This is a genomic window from Alkalicoccus luteus (assembly GCF_052061695.1).
GTDB classification, from domain to species: domain Bacteria; phylum Bacillota; class Bacilli; order Bacillales; family Salisediminibacteriaceae; genus Alkalicoccus; species Alkalicoccus luteus.
Window position 1 is genome coordinate 55,775 of the sequence record NZ_JBPZEY010000014.1, and the last position, 16,776, is coordinate 72,550.

Genomic DNA, 16,776 nt, shown 5'->3' on the forward strand with positions numbered 1-16,776 from the left:
CCCTTCAGCAAAAGGTGCGGCGCTCTTTTCTATGTCATATACCGGTGTTCCCGCAGCCGGTGCAGGCTTTCGATATCTTGCTTCAGCTTTTCTCCGTTGTTCGTCTCCCGCACTTTTTTCCGCACGAGCTCCTCATTCACGAGTCGCTTCACCGAGAGAACGTCGGTTTCCTTCGTCAGCACGTCTTCCTTTGAGTTGAAATGCTGGTGGGCGACGAGCTGCATGCCGTACGAATTGTACAAAAGCGTGTATCCTGCAATTCCCGTCGTCGACTGGTACGCCTTTGAGAAGCCGCCGTCGATTACGATCATCTTTCCCTCGGCTTTAATCGGGTCCTCCCCGTCGATTTCCTTCACCGGGGTGTGCCCATTGATGATGCGTCCCTGCTCCGGATCCAGCTCGAACTCCTCCAGCATGCGCCGGCACATGTTCTCATCCTCCCGCAATGAATAATATGGATTCTTCCGCTCCTTGTGTGTCGCCTTGTCCCTAATAAAGTAGCGCTCAAACGTCGTCATCTCCCGCTTGCCGAACAGCGATGAATTTTCACCCGTCCATAAATACCAGATCATATCCGTCGCGAAATCATCCGTCTCCTCCGGACGGGCAAACGAATCGCGTACGTACCGCTCGAACACATCGAGCAGTTCACGCCCGGCGTATACCTTGCCTTCGATATCCATTTCTTTCATGCTGCCGTCTTCTTCCAGCGGAATGCAGCCGTGAATCAGCAGGTTGCCGTTATATTTTAAATACAGACTGCCTTTTTTCATTAGAAAATTCATATGGCGCGTCAGTTTTTCGGAGTGCTGAACGGAGAACAGCAGCTTGTCAATTACCTGCTGCTCCTCATCCAAAAGCGCAGACGGATCGTCCGCGTCCACGGTGGCAAAGCAGCCGTTTTCGATCGGATAGGTTTTCCCGTGAATCGTCACTTCATTCTTACCGTAGTCGACACGCTCCAGCAGCAGCCGGTCCTCCATGTGCAGGCATGGACGCCGTTTGATGATGGGACTTTCGAGCTTGAACTGAATGATGGCGATCGCCTGGTGGATTTTCGTGATCTGCAGCTGCTCCTGCTCGCTCAGCTGATCGTCATCGGTCCGCTTCGGACGGAACGGCGGATTATCCCCGTAGTGCTTTTCAGCAAGATTCAACAGCGGCCGCAGGTTAATACCGTAGGCGTCTTCAATGATGTCCAGGTTGTTGTAGCGTGCACATATGCGGATGATATTGGCAAGACACACTTTAGAACCGGCGTAGGCGCCAATCCAGAGCACATCATGGTTCCCCCACTGTATGTCTAGCGAATGGTAGTTAATGAGCGTGTCCATAATTTTATGGGGATCGGGCCCCCGGTCATAAATGTCACCGACGACGTGCAGATGGTCGACGACGAGCCGCTGCGTCGTATAGGCAAGGCCGATAATCAGCTTGTCTGCCTGTCCGAAGGCAATTGTGCGCTCAAGTATCTTTTCGTAATACTCCTTTTTATCTTCGACCTCATCCTTTTTGTACAGCAGCTCTTCGACAATATAGACAAACTGCTGCGGCAGTGCTTTACGGATCTTGGACCGCGTATATTTTGAGGATGAACGTGAAATCAGCCGCAGCATGCGTGCGATCGTTTTCTCATACCACTCTCTGAGCTCCTCCTTGCTCGTGAAGGTGCTTTTGACAAGCTTTATCTTCTCCTCCGGGTAGTAGATGAGCGTCGCAAACTCGTTTATTTCCGCTTCGCTCAGCTCGCCTTTAAACACATCGGCTATCTTCATTTTGACATTGCCCGATCCGTTCCGCAGCACGTGCTGAAACGCCTGGTATTCACCGTGAAGGTCGCTTACAAAATGCTCCGTTCCTTTCGGCAAATCCAAGATCGATTCCAGGTGAATAATCTCCGTCGCCACTTCCTCTTCACTATCATATTTCTTTGCCAGCAGATCCAGATACTTTTCATCCATCCAGAATACCCCCTTTGCCTGTGCAGGTCGTTCCCTGCAGCAGGCTTTTTCTTCGTGACATGCCGGTACTTCCCCTCCATGGTAAAGAGGTTTCAACTTACCTCCAGTTTATAGCAGTTACGCCGGTGGAACTAGTGGAAAAAGGAAAAATTTTCAGAATGGATTGCTGGTGCAGCTCCGACCGCCGCAAGTCTTGCTCGAGCAAGACGTCAAGACGCCTCGCTGCAGTACTTTCGCTAAGCATGCAGGCTGCCGGAGTTTCTTAACCGTAATTGTCCGGTACATCACAGTGTTCATCGGCGCTTCAAGCCCTCTCGATCCTGACCTCCCTCTCTCTCTCTGCAAATCCTGCAGCAAGCCGACTAACGAATGAAAAAACCGCTCGTTCTCCAAAAAATGAAGAACGAGCGGTTTTTGTTTTAGTCCTTGGCCGATACAAAATGAAGCATAAGCGGCCTCTTTACAGAGGGGAATGCATGTTTTTAAGAATGTTCGGTTGTGAGATGTACTCGCGGCTGCTTCAAGTGCCGGACCTGTTTTACGATACCTGCGTACAGCAGCCTTGCTCCAGCTGCGATAGCCGTTATCACAACCGCAAGCCCGAGCGTTGAAAACGTGATGCCAGTCAGGGAACTGCTGACTGTCGCCAGATAGCCTGCAAAAAAACCAATTTGAAGAGCAGAAACAGCATATGGGAAAATGATTCTCCGGATTCTGCGCTGCACTCGTATCAGCTTCAGCCAATCAATGATCTGAACCGGTATGATCCAAAGCACGACTGCGGCTGAAAATACTGCGAGAGACGTCCAGGAGCTGATCAGCACGTCATTGCCAAGGGCGAGAGACGCCAGCTGGACAATCATCGCCGTACCGCCTGTCACCAGCAGCAGCATAGCGGCTGTACGTATAAAGAAAAGAAGCATTTGCTTCGTCATCACTCGAAAAACACCTTTCGTTTGTCAGTTTTTTTCACGAATGCTTTCGAGTATAACGAAGAATCCTCCCATTTGACAACCCGCTTCAGGACCTCTGCCGCAGAGTCTAAGCGTCGCGTCATGATTGAAGCCGGCCTCAGACAAACATATCGCCTTATATCTTTAAAAGGTAACGCTTTCACTGCTTTCCTCACGTTTGTGAAGAGAGTCCGCCCGCTTTTTCGGACACAGCATGAACGTGGCGCGAGTCTGAATGGCGGCAAGCTTTTATCATGACCGGACACAATGCAACGCCATTGCCATGTCAGCATCTTCCGCCAACCGTTGTGACGTCACGACAACTGTTCCAGCAGCGCAAATAAGCCGCCCGATCGCTTGATCAGACGGCTTCCTTTTATCGTTTGTCGATTTCTTCTTTTAAGAGCTCGTTTACCAGCTGCGGGTTGGCTTTGCCTTTTGAGGCTTTCATCACTTGTCCGACGAGAAACCCGATGGCTTTGCCTTTACCATTTTTGTAATCCTCGACAGATTGCTCATTTTGGTCCAGTGCTTCATTGACCATGCCGCGTACGGCACCTTCGTCGCTGATTTGCACCAATCCTTTTTCTTCAACGATCGCTTCAGCATCTCCGCCGTTTTCAATTAGTTCCTTGAATACTTTCTTTGCAATCTTGGAAGAAATCGTCCCTTTCTCGATCAGGGCAATCATGTCCACGAGTGCTTTCGGCGTGAGCGGCACGTCCTGAATGTCCTTGTCATGCTGATTTAAATAAGCATTCACTTCGCCCATCAGCCAGTTGGACAACGGCTTCGCCGGTCCGCCTAGAGCCAGTCCCTGCTCAAAAAAGTCGCTCATTGCCTTTTGCTGCGTCAACACGCCGGCATCATAAGCAGGCAGATCATACTTCTTCATGTAGCGGTCTTTTCGTGCATCCGGTAGCTCCGGGATTGTCGCTTCCACTCGCTCTTTCCAGTCCTTATCAATATACAAATTAACGAGATCCGGATCCGGGAAGTAGCGGTAGTCGTCCGAGCCTTCCTTCACGCGCATCAGGATCGTTTTCTTCGCCTGTTCATCCCAGCGGCGTGTCTCCTGTAAAATCTCTCCACCGTTCTCTACCTCTTCCCGCTGACGCGTCTCTTCGAATTCGAGACCCTTTTGAACATGGGTAAAGGAATTCAAGTTTTTCAGCTCTGCTTTCGTGCCGAACTTTTCCTGGCCGATTGGGCGAATGGAAATGTTCGCATCGCAGCGGAGAGAGCCCTCCTCCATTTTGCAGTCGGAGACTTCCGTATACTGCATAATGGCTTTCAGCTTCTCCAAATACGCATAGGCTTCTTCCGGAGTGCGGATATCCGGCTCCGATACTATTTCCACGAGTGGGGTGCCTACGCGGTTATAGTCGACAAGCGAGTGTCCTTCTCCATCCAGATGCGTCAGTTTGCCCGCATCTTCTTCCAAGTGAAGGCGCGTAATGCCAATTCGCTTTTTCTCCCCGTTTACCTCAATATCAATCCAGCCGTTCTCTCCGATTGGTTCATCAAACTGAGAAATCTGATACGCTTTCGGGTTGTCCGGATAAAAATAGTTTTTCCGGTCAAATTTGGTCCGCTCTGCGATCTCGCAGTTCAGTGCCATTGATGCCTTCATCGCAAAGTCGACCGCCTGCCTGTTCAATACAGGGAGCACGCCCGGGTGACCGAGGCAGATCGGGCACGTGTGGGTATTTGCAGGTGCACCGAATTCAGTGGAACAGCTGCAAAATATTTTGGAATTCGTTTTCAGCTCAACGTGTACTTCGAGGCCGATTATCGTTTCATAGCTCATGCCTGCGCCCCTCCTTTAAACTGCGGCTTGGCGTTGTGGGACGCCGCTTTCTCATATGCATGGGCAACCTTGTAAACCGTTGCTTCATCAAAATGACGGCCGATGATCTGCAATCCGACCGGCATGTCATCTGACAAGCCGCACGGAATGCTGATTGCCGGTACACCCGCGAGGTTCATTGGAATCGTCAAAATATCGTTTGCATACATCGTCATTGGATCATCTACAGCTTCTCCAATTTTAAATGCTGTTGTCGGAGAGGTCGGCCCAATCACGACATCATACTGAAGGAACAGGTCTTCAAAATCTTCTTTTATCAGCGTACGGACACGCTGTGCTTTTTTGTAGTAAGCGTCGTAGTAACCGGAGCTCAGGGCGAATGTTCCGAGCATGATTCTGCGCTTAACCTCATCCCCGAATCCTTCACTGCGGGACTTTTTGTACGTATCGAGAAGGTTGTCTTCTGTCTGGCGAACGCCGTACCGAATACCGTCGAAGCGTGCCAGGTTTGCGGATGCTTCAGAGGATGCCAGCACATAATAGGCTGCCAGTGCATACTTCGAGTGCGGCAGAGACACTTCCTCGTAGTCGGCTCCCAGCTCCTTTAACAGCCGCAGCGCTTCTTCCACTTTTTCACGGACGCCTTGGTCTACTCCTTCACCGAGATACTCTTTCGGCACCGCGATTTTCATTCCTTTTATATCCCCGGTAAAGCCTGCTAGATAATCCGGGACGTCCATATCGGCGCTTGTTGAATCCCGTTCATCAAATCCTGCAATATGCTGCATGACAAGCGCATTATCCTCAACGGAACGTGTGATAGGACCAATTTGATCCAGGGATGAGGCGAATGCGACAAGACCGAAGCGGGACACCCGCCCATACGTCGGCTTCATGCCGACGACGCCGCAGTAGGCTGCGGGCTCCCGAATAGAACCGCCCGTATCTGAGCCGAGTGAAAACGGCACTTCTCCTGCCGCTACTGCAGCTGCAGAGCCTCCGCTCGATCCGCCTGGAACGTGATCCAGGTTCCATGGATTTCGGCAGAGCTTGTAGCCGGAGTTCTCATTTGAGGATCCCATCGCAAATTCGTCCATATTCAGTTTGCCGATCGTAACGGTTCCAGCATCGCGCAGTTTTTCGACGACGGTAGCGTCGTGAACCGGTTCAAAGTTTTCCAAAATACGGCTTGCACAAGTCGTCACAAGTCCTTTGGTTACGATGTTGTCCTTCACCCCGACCGGCAGGCCGAATAGGGCGTCCTCTGCAGAAATACTGTTTTGCTGAAGCTGCCGATCCAGCTCCTGTGCCCGTTCAATGGCGCGATCTTTATCGAGACGCAAAAAAGCGCCGACTTGGTCATCGACTTCTTCGATTCGGGAAAACGACAGATTCACGAGTGCTTCAACGGACGTCTCCCCGTTATGTAGCTGCTGCTGCAGTTCCTTTAGTGAGTAATCAAATGCTTCCATTCAGCTGGTCCACCTCTCTATTCCAGAATTGACGGTACGCGGATCTGGCCATCCTGCTGATCCGGCGCGTTTTTCAGTGCTTCTTCCCTTGGTAGGGATGGTTTTACTTTGTCATCGCGAAGCACGTTTCGGACATCCAGAACGTGAGATGTCGGCGCTACGTTTTCAGTATCCAACTCATTCAGCTGCTGGGCAGCATCAACGATTTTATCCAGCTGCTCACCGAAATGACGAATTTCTTCGTCCTTCAGCTCGAGTCTCGCAAGCTCTGCGACGTGGCGGATTTGCTCTTCTGTAATTCGCTCCATGTTGCTTCCTCCTCTCCAAACTCTACAATAGTATGATGATATCAAAGAAGCGCCCCCCAGGCAATCGTAAGCGGTCACAGCTGGTGTAAAATGCAAACACCTCCGTTTAAGCAGCCTGGCCAGGTAAATCTACTGCAAAAAGGGAGCACCAGTTCATCCTGGTGCTCCCCGATTATGAGTGCTTCATTAGCGGTAGACATGCATAAACGGATCTTCGTCCGGATACTGAATCACGACTGCTTCTCTGCCTTCAACAGAATCAATATAAATATAGATCGGTGCCTGCATTTGGAACGCCTGGCCGACACGGCTGCTGATAAACTGCGTCAGCGCGATAATCTCTGCTTTTCCGTGAGACTGCAGATTGATCTCGACTTTAAATTCATCAAGTGACTGATCCTTGTAGCGGCCCTTGCCTACGATGCCAAGCGGCATATCGAAAAAGTCTTCCAGCTCGTCACGGAAGGATAAAAAGTTTTCGGACAGCTGCGGCTGCTGCTCGCGTGCTTCACTTGACGGGAACACGAGATTCGTCTCGCTGATTGCTTCCCATCCGCCGATCTCTGTTTCGCCTTCACCGACGGTCGCCATCTGTCTGAATTCACCAGGTACGATGGAGCCTCGCGGTTCCTCACGGAAAACGGCAAACGTAATCGGCACGTCGGCAAGCTCCTCCTGGTTCCGGAGCCGTGTCAGCATTTCCTGCGCCTGCTCTTCCGCATAATCAAGCGCAAATTCTTCATCGACCGGCTCTTCGTGGTTAAATATACCGCCCTCATCGTTCTCTGTGCGGAAGTAGTAGACCGAGCGAACGGAGATGCCGATCACCATGCCGCCTAGCCGGACCCCTTCTTCTTCACTGCCGACATAATAATTCTGCTCTTTGATATTGGAAAGCACGAGCGGATTGCTGCGCATACGCTCTTCCATCACTTCCCAATCCTCCAGATCGTCGGCATTCTCCACGTCGCCTTCATCGCCGAGCGGCGGGTTCAGACCGGCCATTTCATCGATTTCAACGGCTTCATCTGAGGCTTCTTCGTCTTCGACATCTGTATCATTCTCTCCGTCTTCATCTGTCTGCTCCGGCTCAAAGCGGCGAAGCCAGCTGTTGATCAAGTCACTGGGAAGATGCGTTCCTTCTTGAAAAAAGTAGTTCTCCTGATCGTATATTCCACTCGCTATTTCCATCAGTCCAAGCTCAAAGTGCTCAATATCGACACGGTTGTTCATCGCATCTGCTACGCTGCCGCGAGCTTCACTGCGCTGATATGTACCGTCTTCAAGAACATTGCGGTAATAGCTGTCCGGTGAATCAATCGTAGGGGTAATGACATATTCCTGTTCTTCTTCCTCTTCTGTCTCCTCTACGACGATGACCTCCTCCTCCGTCTGGTCAAGGGAAGGCATACATCCGGCAAGCAGAAAAAGAGAGGCCGAACCGGTTAAAAGCAGCTTTTTCTTCATGTTTACTGTTCCACTCCTTGAAGCTCAAAGTTTCCTCTACGCATTTTCTCACAAAGCCGCCCGCTTCGCCAGCCTGCATCGGCTTCTCCGGTGAAAAGAGGGCTTCCGGCTCATAAAGGCGGCAGCTTGCTTCATACGGTCAGCTTCGGCCCAGCGCCTCTGTAAACGCAGATTCATCCAGCACCTGAATGCCGAGCTCTTCGGCCTTGGTGAGCTTTGAACCGGCTTTCTCACCTGCTACGAGAATATCTGTTTTCTTTGTTACGCTGGATGTGACTTTGCCGCCCAGCTGTTCAATTTCCTCTTTTGCTTCGGACCTCGTCATCGTATCCATGGAGCCTGTCAGCACAACGGTTTTGCCTGCGAATACCGAATCAATATCAGACGCTTCCTGAAGCTTGGGACCGTTGTACGTCATGTTGACTCCGAGAGAGGCGAGCTCTGCAATCAGCTCCTGCACTTCCTCCTGCGCAAAATAAGTCACGATCGCATCGGCCATCTTACTGCCGATCTCGTCAACAGCGGTCAGTTCTTCCACATCTGCCTGCTGCAGTCGCTCCATCGTCTCAAAATGCATGGCGAGGGTCGCAGCTGCTTTTGAGCCGACAAAGCGGATGCCAAGTCCAAACAGCAGCTTTTCAAGCGAATTTTCTTTTGTCGCTTCGATCGCGCTGAGCAAGTTATCCGCAGATTTTTCTCCCATTCGTTCAAGCTCCAGCAGCTGCTCCCGCTGCAAGCGATAGATATCAGCAACATCTGCTACGAGCTCGTGGCGGAAAAGCTGGGAGATAACCTTTTCCCCAAGTCCGTCAATGTTCATCGCATTACGGGAGACGAAGTGAATCAGCCCTTCCCGGATTTGTGCGGGGCATTTTGGATTGACGCAGCGAAGAGCCACTTCCCCTTCCAACCGGACAAGCTCGCTTTCACACTCCGGACAATGCGTCGGCATATGAAAGTCTTCTTCATCCCCAGTCCGCTCATCTGCCAGTACACGAACGACTTTGGGAATTATGTCACCTGCTTTTTTAATGACGACCCGGTCGCCGATTTTAACGTCCTGCTCGCGAATCAGGTCTTCATTATGAAGGGAAGCCCGCTGTACGGTCGTTCCTGCTACTGAGACAGGATCCAGGATGGCTGTCGGAGTCACGACGCCTGTACGGCCTACGCTCAGCTCAATCGTCCGAAGAGTCGTCACAACTTCTTCCGCGGGAAATTTATATGCCGTTGCCCAGCGTGGGCTTTTGGCTGTAAAACCAAGCTGCTGCTGATCTTCAATCGAATCAACCTTGACGACAATGCCGTCAATTTCATACGGCAGATCTGCCCGTTTTTCAACCCACTTCTCGCAGTAGTCAATCACTTCCTCGATTGAATCGAGTCTCGCTGCTTCCCGATTGGTCTTAAAGCCAAGGTGCTTGACGTACTCAAGTGCTTCATGGTGTGAATCAAAGTCTTTATCCGGGGAACTGCCGATGCCGTAAATAAACATATCAAGATGACGGTCCGCTGCAATTTTCGGGTCCAGCTGACGCAGCGAGCCTGCCGCTGCATTGCGGGGATTGGCAAAAAGCGCCTCGCCCCGTTGGGCTTTTGCTTTATTCAGCCGCTCGAAGGATTTCTTCGGCATAAATGCTTCTCCGCGTACCTCAAGCGTTACCGGTTCTTTCAGCTTGAGCGGGATCGAACCGATCGTGCGGAGATTATGTGTAATATCCTCACCGGTCTGACCGTCTCCACGGGTTGCCCCGAGTATAAATGAACCCTTTTCGTATTTAAGCGTCACGGCAAGTCCATCAATTTTCAGCTCGCAGCTGTAAACCGGCGTACCACTGATCCCGTCCCGGACCCGCCTGTCAAAATCACGGAGCTCCTCGGCATCAAATGCATTGGACAGCGACATCATCGGAACGTCGTGACGGACCTTGCGGAACTGATCGAGGGGCTCTCCGCCGATTCGTCCGGTCGGGGAATCCTCATGCCTGTGCTCAGGGTGCGCCGCCTCCAGTTCTTCGAGCTCTCTCAGCAGACGGTCGTATTCTTCATCCGGCACTTTCGGCTGATCAAGTACGTAATAATGGTATGCATAATCTTGAAGGACATGCGTCCGTTCATCGATTTCTTTTTTTTTGGACATGCTTTGCCACCTCCGCGGAAAAATCCTCTGTATCTCAGAAGAGGGCGGCATGTACGGAAAGCCCCGTCATACCGCCTTCTTCAGCTTATTCTTTTGTAATTGGTGCAAACTTTGCAAACAGACGCTTTACGCCTACTTGCGGAAAGGCGATATCAAGCTCGACGTCATCGCCGCTCCCTTTCAAGCTGACGACAGTACCTGTTCCCCACTTTTTATGGGCGGCCTTATCGCCGACGCTCCAGCTGAACGAGGATCCTCCGGTTGCAGCAGGCTGCGGACGGGCCGGTTTTCTCGGCTTAGGCGCCGGCCTGCGGCTCATACCTGAACCGGACCTTGCAGAAGTGCTGCCTCCGCTCCACGGCACTTCAGGAGACGCTCCTTCCCTGTGCAGCAGCTCCTGCGGCAGCTCCTGCAGGAAACGGGACGGCGGATTCATATTCGTGCGTCCGTACAGCGTTCGCATTTTCGCACGGCTGATATAGAGCCGCTCCTCAGCTCTTGTGATCCCGACGTAAGCGAGACGGCGTTCTTCTTCCATTTCCATCTCTTCCATGAGAGACCGGCTGTGAGGGAACACACCTTCTTCAAGGCCAATAAGAAAAACGACTGGAAATTCGAGTCCTTTTGCTGAGTGCAGCGTCATAAGCAGCGACTTATCCTCCGACTTTTCCTCGTCGTTATCGACTTGATCAATGTCAGCTATAAGCGCAAGATCAGTTAGAAAGGCCGTCAGCGTTTTATCATCGCTCGCTTCTTCAAACTCTTTGGCAACCGTTAAAAATTCATCAATGTTTTCCAGTCGAGCCTCTGATTCCAGGCTTTTATCCTGTTTCAGCATATCCCGGTAGCCTGTTTTTTCAAGCATCTCTTCAACAAGCTCCATCACCGGCAGGTATTCCTGCATTTCCACCCAGCCGCGCAGCTGTGCCGCAAATTCGCGAAGCGTCTTCACCGCACGGGCGCTGAGACCTGCCTGATCAACTTCCTGAACAGCCTGATAAAGCGAGAGATCATGATAAGCCGCGTAGCCTGCCAGCTTATCGACGGAAGCAGCGCCGATGCCGCGCTTCGGAACGTTGACGATCCTGCGGAAGCTGATGTCATCGTCCGGATTCGAAATCAAACGGAGATAGGCCAGCAGATCTTTAATTTCCTTTCTATCATAGAACTTTGTGCCGCCAACGATGGTATAGGACATGCTCGATTTGACGAGCAGTTCCTCCATCACCCGGGACTGAGCATTCGTACGATAGAGTACGGCAATCTCCGACGGCTTGTATTTGCCGGAATCAATATAGTCCTTCATCAATCCGACGACGTAGCGTGCTTCTGCATGCTCGTTATCGGCTTCGTACAGCGTGATTTTTTCTCCGTCAACGTTTTCAGTCCACAAGTTCTTTTTCTTTCTGTTCGGATTCCGCTCAATTACCGCATTAGCCGCATTCAGGATCCGCTTCGTTGACCGGTAGTTCTGCTCCAGCATGACGACCTTGGCATCGTCATAGTCCTTCTCAAACGAAAGAATGTTTTGGATATCTGCTCCGCGCCAGCGGTAGATGGACTGATCTGAATCCCCGACGACACACAGGTTTTTATGCCGGTCTGCAATCAGCTTGACGAGCTTATACTGCGCACGGTTCGTATCCTGATACTCATCCACCATGACATAGCGGAATCGGCGCTGGTAGTATTCAAGCACTTCCGGCACCTGCTCAAATAAGCGGATCGTCACCATAATCAAATCATCAAAATCGAGCGACTGATTCTTCTTTAATTCTTTTTCGTACCGTTTATACACCTCATACACGGTCTCTTCATAAAAGCCGTTTGCCTGCTTTCCGAACTGCTCGGCTGTTTTCAGCTCGTTCTTCGCGCTGCTGATGGAGCCGAGCATAGCACGATGATCAAATTTTTTCGGATCGAGATTAAGTTCTTTAATGATCCGCTTTAACACGGTCTGCTGATCTCCGGAGTCGAGAATCGTAAAGTTCCGATTGTAGCCGATCCGGTCAATATCTCTGCGCAAGATTCGGACACACATCGAGTGAAAGGTCGAGATCCACATTTCCTCTGCACCGCCGCCGATAATCGAAGCCACCCGGTCTTTCATTTCTCTCGCCGCTTTATTCGTGAACGTGATCGCGAGAATCGACCAGTTCGGAATACCCTTTTCACTGATCAGATAAGCGATGCGATGTGTCAGTACTCTTGTTTTCCCGCTTCCTGCTCCGGCCATGATCAGAAGCGGTCCTTCATGATGCCGGACAGCTTCCTGCTGTTCCGGATTTAATCCTGTCAATAATGCATGTGTCATGCTGCCACCACCCAAACATTTGTTCTATTATTTATCATACGCTACGTGTTCCGTTTTGTATATGCTTTGACAGCAGCGACCGTTTTCAACGCTGTTCTGAAATCGTCATAAATAACGTTGCCGACAACAACAACGTCTGCTAATGCACCCATTTCAGATGCCTGCTCCGGGGAAGCGATTCCGCCTCCGTAGAACAGACGGGCACGGTCCAGCACGGCTGCCGCCTGTCGCACAAGTTCCGGATCGCCGTATGTGCCGCTGTATTCAAGATAAAATATCGGCATCTGAAAAAGCTTGTCGGTCATCCTGGCATATGCAACAACATCCTCTGAGTCCAGCGAGGTATCTGCTTCGGTCCGCTGCGCCACCTTCGCCTCGGGGTTCAGCACACAGTATCCTTCCGCGATCAGTTCCTCTTCGCCGATCAAATGGCCGAATTCCTTCAGTGCGCGATGATGCAGCCCTGTGACCCACGTAACAGACTGCGCGTTTAACACAGACGGAACGAGATAATAATCGAATCCCGGGACGAGGCTCTCCATTCCGCTCACTTCCAGCACACATGAAACGCTGAAGCGGCGGATACGCATCAGCAGATCCAGCGTGTTGTCTTCTGTCACTCCATCGGTTCCGCCTACAATGACAGCGTCTGTTCCTGATTCACAGAGCTCCTCCAGCTGATCGTCGCTGATCTCTTTTGCCGGATCCAGCTTAAAAACGTGCTCCCAATCCTCTAATTGTTTCATGGTCATCGATGCTCCTACGTATAAATTGATCTGCCGGGCAGACCGTCTGTTATGTAGTATATCAAAAATTGGAGCATGCCTCGATTATTAATCAGCCGCCATTACACCAAAAACGAAAAACAGGTGCAAGGGACCACTTTTCCCCCATGCCGCCACGGCAGCAGACCGCCGCTGCAGAGAAGCCTGCCGGTTCCGGTGCCATGACGAGGATGCTTCTTATCCGCACAAAACCGCCTCAAGCACAGGCTAGAGACGGTTCTGGTCTTCTTATATAGTTGTAAACATGTTATCCGCGCTCGTGCTGTCCTTCTGGAGCGTGCACCCGGTCCAGCGTGAATTTGTAGCCGTCATTTCCGTAGTTAATGCAGCGCTTCACTCTGGAAATCGTTGCCGTACTGGCACCGGTCTGATGTTCAATCCGCTGATACGTATCTCCATCCATCAGCATTCGGGCGACCTCCAGCCGTTGGGCAAGGGACTGAATCTCATTCATCGTGCATAAATCATCAAAAAACTGATAGCACTCTTCCCGGTCTTTCAAGCTTAAAATAGCGTCAAACAGCTGATCCAGCTCTTTTCCGCGCAGTTTATCGATCTGCATAGTGACCGCTCACCTCTTTCTCGTAATTCCAGGCAGCCAGGGAAAATCTTTCCTGTCCAAGCAAAAGAGCTCCTTCGTCTGTAACTCCCGGTTCCTGATTGAGAAGGGAATGACGTACCCTTGTACTTTACTAGTTTACCGCATAAGAGCAGGAAAGAGTACCCTTTTCTTCTTTACATCCACAATTCCCTTTTGGGTGATACGTACAAACGGCAAATGTGTAGCGGAGAAAAACAGCAGACTGTAAACTGGATCACCAAACGGATAGCCGTGTTCAGCGAGCTTTTCACGTAAATGCTGCTCTTGATTGAGCAGTCCTTCCTCCAGCTTCAGGCTTGCAAACATACCGCCGATCGGCAAGTCTACGGCTGCACTGACCGATCTGTCCTCCTCCATCAATACGATGCCGCCTTTTCGCCGCTTCAGCTCCGCGAATGCTTCCCGCATCCCCTGCTTACTGCGGCCGATCAACATGATATCACCGGTCGTGGAAAAGCTGGACGCAAAGCCATAAATGCTTTTTGCAAACCCTTTTATTACCGTGCATACATTCCACTTGCCATGACGATCGAGCATCACCATAAACAGCTCATCGCTGTCGGCAGGCAGCTCTTCTCCCGTCAAGTCATGTGCGATTTGATACGGCTTCATAATGACTTCATTCTCCATCTTCATTCCGAGCGGCATAGAGAAATGAAAATCCACTTCCTTCAGCTCCCAGTCTAAATCAAGCGGATGAAGTCCGAATGCTTCCCAATCAACTTCTATTGGTGGAAAGCATGGTTCTCCGTGCCGGCGAACCCACTTCCCTTTTGCCAGCACATCTTCAGGAAATGGATCATCTGTGGAAGGAAGCAAGTTAATATTAGCTAAACGGCCCGGAGCAAGAACACCAGTAACGTCATCCATATAAAAGTGGCGCGCCACGTTCCAGGAAGCCATATGCACAGCATCGATAAACGGCACCCCTTCCTGAACCGCAAGGGCAATTAAATGCTCCATAACGCCTTGCTTCATGAAATGAGGCGGCGAACCGTCAGTCGTCATCATCAGCGAATCGTAGCAGGTGAGGCCTTTTTCATGCAGCTCACGCAGCAGATCAGGGAGATCCGGACGAATAGAGGAATAACGCAGAGACGCGTTCAATCCGGCGTTCAGACGCTTAAATACATCATCTGCCGACATGGATTCATGATCACCGTCTACGCCGAGAAGTGCCATCTGCGTCAATGTTTTTTCTCCCGCTCCCGGCAGATGACCTTCGATCGGCTTGCGCATATCTTTCGTCTCCAGCATGCTGTGCATCAGCTGTTCGTCACCCTGAAGAACTTTAGGCCAGTCCGTCAGTTCACCGCCCTGCACGACATACGGATGCTCCAGCCATCGGCGCATGTTGGCATAGGAAAAGGTATCATCTCCGTTGGCAAGCTCCGTCTGGGCATCGTAGCGGGCGCTCCAGAGCAGGCACACCGGGCTTTTTTGCAGCTCATCAAGCAGCGCCAGCCCTTGCTGCGGAGGAAGGTGCATAAAAAACGGCAGATTATCTCCGATCATCGTTGTCGTGCCTCGCACTGCTGCAAATTCTGCCAGCGTCAGCGGATTGTAAAGCTGAAACGGATGAGAATGATGTTCGATATAGCCCGGCACTGCTGCCTTCCCTTCAGCCTCCATGATTTCTGTCTGGTCAGACGGGTCCGGCATTTCATCCCCGATGTACACAATTCTGTCGTGCATGATCCATATATTTGCCTTCAGCCATACGCGTCTGAAACTGTTCAAATAGGTCACATCTTTCAAGACCATAGTTGGGGCCAGTTCTCCGCGGACAACCTGAAGCTGTTTTTTTATTTGTTTTTTCGTCCAGTAGTGTGAGAATCCTTTTGACATCAAAATCACCTGCGCATTCGGATGATTGTTTTCTTTTTCACAAGCATAAACGAAAAGAAAAACGGCTCTCACAGCCGCTTCTTCTTCACCGTCAAACCCTTGTCAGCAAAGTAAAGAAAACGTTTTCATAATTGTAACACAGGCACGCGGTAAAGCGCACGTGACAATTTTATGACGATGTCCAAACGCCCCCGCCGGCTGTTCTTCTGCATCTGGTACAGGACTCCTGTCTTTATCATGTATATCTTTCAGAAAATTCGTGTTTTTCATGCTGAAAGTGGTATGATTAAGGGTATAAGAAAGAACAGCCTGAATAAAAAGGGGGAGTCGGCATTATGAGGCGTATCGCCGTATACTGCGGTTCGAGCACCGGACGTTCTGACATCTACGAACAGGAATCGACGAAGCTTGGAAAAGCGCTTGCCGAGCGGGGAATTGAGCTTATTTATGGCGGCGGTGCCGTCGGCATGATGGGCGTTACCGCGAATGCCTCGCTTTCAGCAGGCGGTAAAGTAACCGGTATTATGCCGCGCATGCTGCAAGAGCGCGAAATAGCCCATCCGATGCTGACCGATCTAATCGTTGTGGATTCCATGCACGAGCGGAAATCCCGGATGGCGGACATGGCTGATGGGTTTCTGATCCTTCCCGGCGGTGCCGGTACGATGGAGGAGTTTTTTGAAGTGTTTACGTGGGCTCAGCTTGGGATCCACAAAAAGCCAATCGGTATTTTAAACGCTGATAATTATTATGAACCGCTGCTGACGATGTTTGATCATATGATTCGGGAAGGTTTCCTCCACGAGAGCTATTTATCGATGCTGACAATTGGACGAGATTCCGGCCGATTAATTGATATGATGGAGCAGTATGATCCACCTTCCATGCAGCGGTATGTGAATGACTGATTAAGAGAAATGCGCCCTGTCTGCACAGGAAGTAAGTGCTGTCATACTCTTCTCTATCTCTACACGTATAAAAGCCGGACCGGGCTTCCACGGGGCCACTGAAAATCTAGCGATTTTTCGTTTCGTATCGCAGAATCTCATATGAAAACCGCCCGTTTCTCCCCAACCTTGGAGAAACGGGCGGTTTTTTGTTGATCGTGTGGTTTGCA

Annotated in this window: 12 protein-coding genes; 1 reads left to right on the forward strand and 11 read right to left on the reverse strand. The window is 50.9% G+C overall.

Annotated features, from left to right (window positions below; translation table 11 throughout):
• Positions 1 to 29: 29 nt before the first annotated feature.
• From ACSZLD_RS15570 to ACSZLD_RS15620, 11 genes are all read right to left on the reverse strand, one after another.
• On the reverse strand, positions 30 to 1,961 hold the full coding sequence (locus tag ACSZLD_RS15570) for a fructose-1,6-bisphosphatase (protein ID WP_444685716.1): 1,932 nt from the start codon (positions 1,959 to 1,961) through the stop codon (positions 30 to 32).
• Positions 1,962 to 2,443: 482 nt separating this feature from the next.
• On the reverse strand, positions 2,444 to 2,899 hold the full coding sequence (locus ACSZLD_RS15575) for a hypothetical protein (protein WP_444685717.1): 456 nt from the start codon (positions 2,897 to 2,899) through the stop codon (positions 2,444 to 2,446).
• A 391-nt stretch (positions 2,900 to 3,290) separates the two neighbouring features.
• The gene (gene gatB / locus ACSZLD_RS15580; RefSeq protein WP_444685718.1) at positions 3,291 to 4,724 is read right to left on the reverse strand and encodes an Asp-tRNA(Asn)/Glu-tRNA(Gln) amidotransferase subunit GatB; all 1,434 of its coding nucleotides are present in this window, start codon (positions 4,722 to 4,724) and stop codon (positions 3,291 to 3,293) included.
• On the reverse strand, positions 4,721 to 6,196 hold the full coding sequence (gatA, locus tag ACSZLD_RS15585; protein WP_444685719.1) for an Asp-tRNA(Asn)/Glu-tRNA(Gln) amidotransferase subunit GatA: 1,476 nt from the start codon (positions 6,194 to 6,196) through the stop codon (positions 4,721 to 4,723). Before gatA ends, gatB begins: the two co-directional genes overlap by 4 nt.
• A 17-nt stretch (positions 6,197 to 6,213) precedes the next feature.
• Positions 6,214 to 6,504 (reverse strand): Asp-tRNA(Asn)/Glu-tRNA(Gln) amidotransferase subunit GatC, encoded by a 291-nt coding sequence (gene gatC / locus ACSZLD_RS15590; RefSeq protein WP_444685720.1) that lies wholly within the window; start codon positions 6,502 to 6,504, stop codon positions 6,214 to 6,216.
• Positions 6,505 to 6,690: 186 nt separating this feature from the next.
• On the reverse strand, positions 6,691 to 7,971 hold the full coding sequence (locus tag ACSZLD_RS15595) for a CamS family sex pheromone protein (RefSeq protein WP_444685721.1): 1,281 nt from the start codon (positions 7,969 to 7,971) through the stop codon (positions 6,691 to 6,693).
• A 139-nt stretch (positions 7,972 to 8,110) separates the two neighbouring features.
• On the reverse strand, positions 8,111 to 10,111 hold the full coding sequence (gene ligA, locus ACSZLD_RS15600) for an NAD-dependent DNA ligase LigA (RefSeq protein ID WP_444685722.1): 2,001 nt from the start codon (positions 10,109 to 10,111) through the stop codon (positions 8,111 to 8,113).
• Positions 10,112 to 10,196: 85 nt separating this feature from the next.
• Entirely contained in the window at positions 10,197 to 12,425 is a 2,229-nt protein-coding gene (gene pcrA, locus ACSZLD_RS15605) for a DNA helicase PcrA (RefSeq protein WP_377907586.1), read from the reverse strand.
• Positions 12,426 to 12,466: 41 nt separating this feature from the next.
• Positions 12,467 to 13,171 (reverse strand): heptaprenylglyceryl phosphate synthase, encoded by a 705-nt coding sequence (gene pcrB / locus ACSZLD_RS15610; protein WP_444685723.1) that lies wholly within the window; start codon positions 13,169 to 13,171, stop codon positions 12,467 to 12,469.
• Between the two features lie 286 nt (positions 13,172 to 13,457).
• Positions 13,458 to 13,772 (reverse strand): YerC/YecD family TrpR-related protein, encoded by a 315-nt coding sequence (locus ACSZLD_RS15615; protein ID WP_168007821.1) that lies wholly within the window; start codon positions 13,770 to 13,772, stop codon positions 13,458 to 13,460.
• Between the two features lie 135 nt (positions 13,773 to 13,907).
• Complete coding sequence (locus tag ACSZLD_RS15620; protein ID WP_377907583.1) at positions 13,908 to 15,659, reverse strand: adenine deaminase C-terminal domain-containing protein; 1,752 nt, start codon at positions 15,657 to 15,659, stop codon at positions 13,908 to 13,910.
• 335 nt (positions 15,660 to 15,994) lie between these two features.
• On the opposite strand from ACSZLD_RS15620, the gene ACSZLD_RS15625 reads away from it, so the two are divergent.
• Positions 15,995 to 16,567 (forward strand): LOG family protein, encoded by a 573-nt coding sequence (locus ACSZLD_RS15625; protein ID WP_377907581.1) that lies wholly within the window; start codon positions 15,995 to 15,997, stop codon positions 16,565 to 16,567.
• Positions 16,568 to 16,776: the final 209 nt, after the last annotated feature.

Coding starts and splice junctions, on each gene's coding strand:
- gatA (WP_444685719.1), bottom strand. CDS start 6,196: ATGGAAGCATTTGATTACTCACTAAAGGAACTGCAGCAGCAGCTACAT.
- ligA (WP_444685722.1), bottom strand. CDS start 10,111: ATGTCCAAAAAAAAAGAAATCGATGAACGGACGCATGTCCTTCAAGAT.
- gatB (WP_444685718.1), bottom strand. CDS start 4,724: ATGAGCTATGAAACGATAATCGGCCTCGAAGTACACGTTGAGCTGAAA.
- ACSZLD_RS15615 (WP_168007821.1), bottom strand. CDS start 13,772: ATGCAGATCGATAAACTGCGCGGAAAAGAGCTGGATCAGCTGTTTGAC.
- pcrB (WP_444685723.1), bottom strand. CDS start 13,171: ATGAAACAATTAGAGGATTGGGAGCACGTTTTTAAGCTGGATCCGGCA.
- pcrA (WP_377907586.1), bottom strand. CDS start 12,425: ATGACACATGCATTATTGACAGGATTAAATCCGGAACAGCAGGAAGCT.
- ACSZLD_RS15570 (WP_444685716.1), bottom strand. CDS start 1,961: ATGGATGAAAAGTATCTGGATCTGCTGGCAAAGAAATATGATAGTGAA.
- ACSZLD_RS15620 (WP_377907583.1), bottom strand. CDS start 15,659: ATGTCAAAAGGATTCTCACACTACTGGACGAAAAAACAAATAAAAAAA.
- ACSZLD_RS15595 (WP_444685721.1), bottom strand. CDS start 7,971: ATGAAGAAAAAGCTGCTTTTAACCGGTTCGGCCTCTCTTTTTCTGCTT.
- ACSZLD_RS15625 (WP_377907581.1), top strand. CDS start 15,995: ATGAGGCGTATCGCCGTATACTGCGGTTCGAGCACCGGACGTTCTGAC.
- gatC (WP_444685720.1), bottom strand. CDS start 6,504: ATGGAGCGAATTACAGAAGAGCAAATCCGCCACGTCGCAGAGCTTGCG.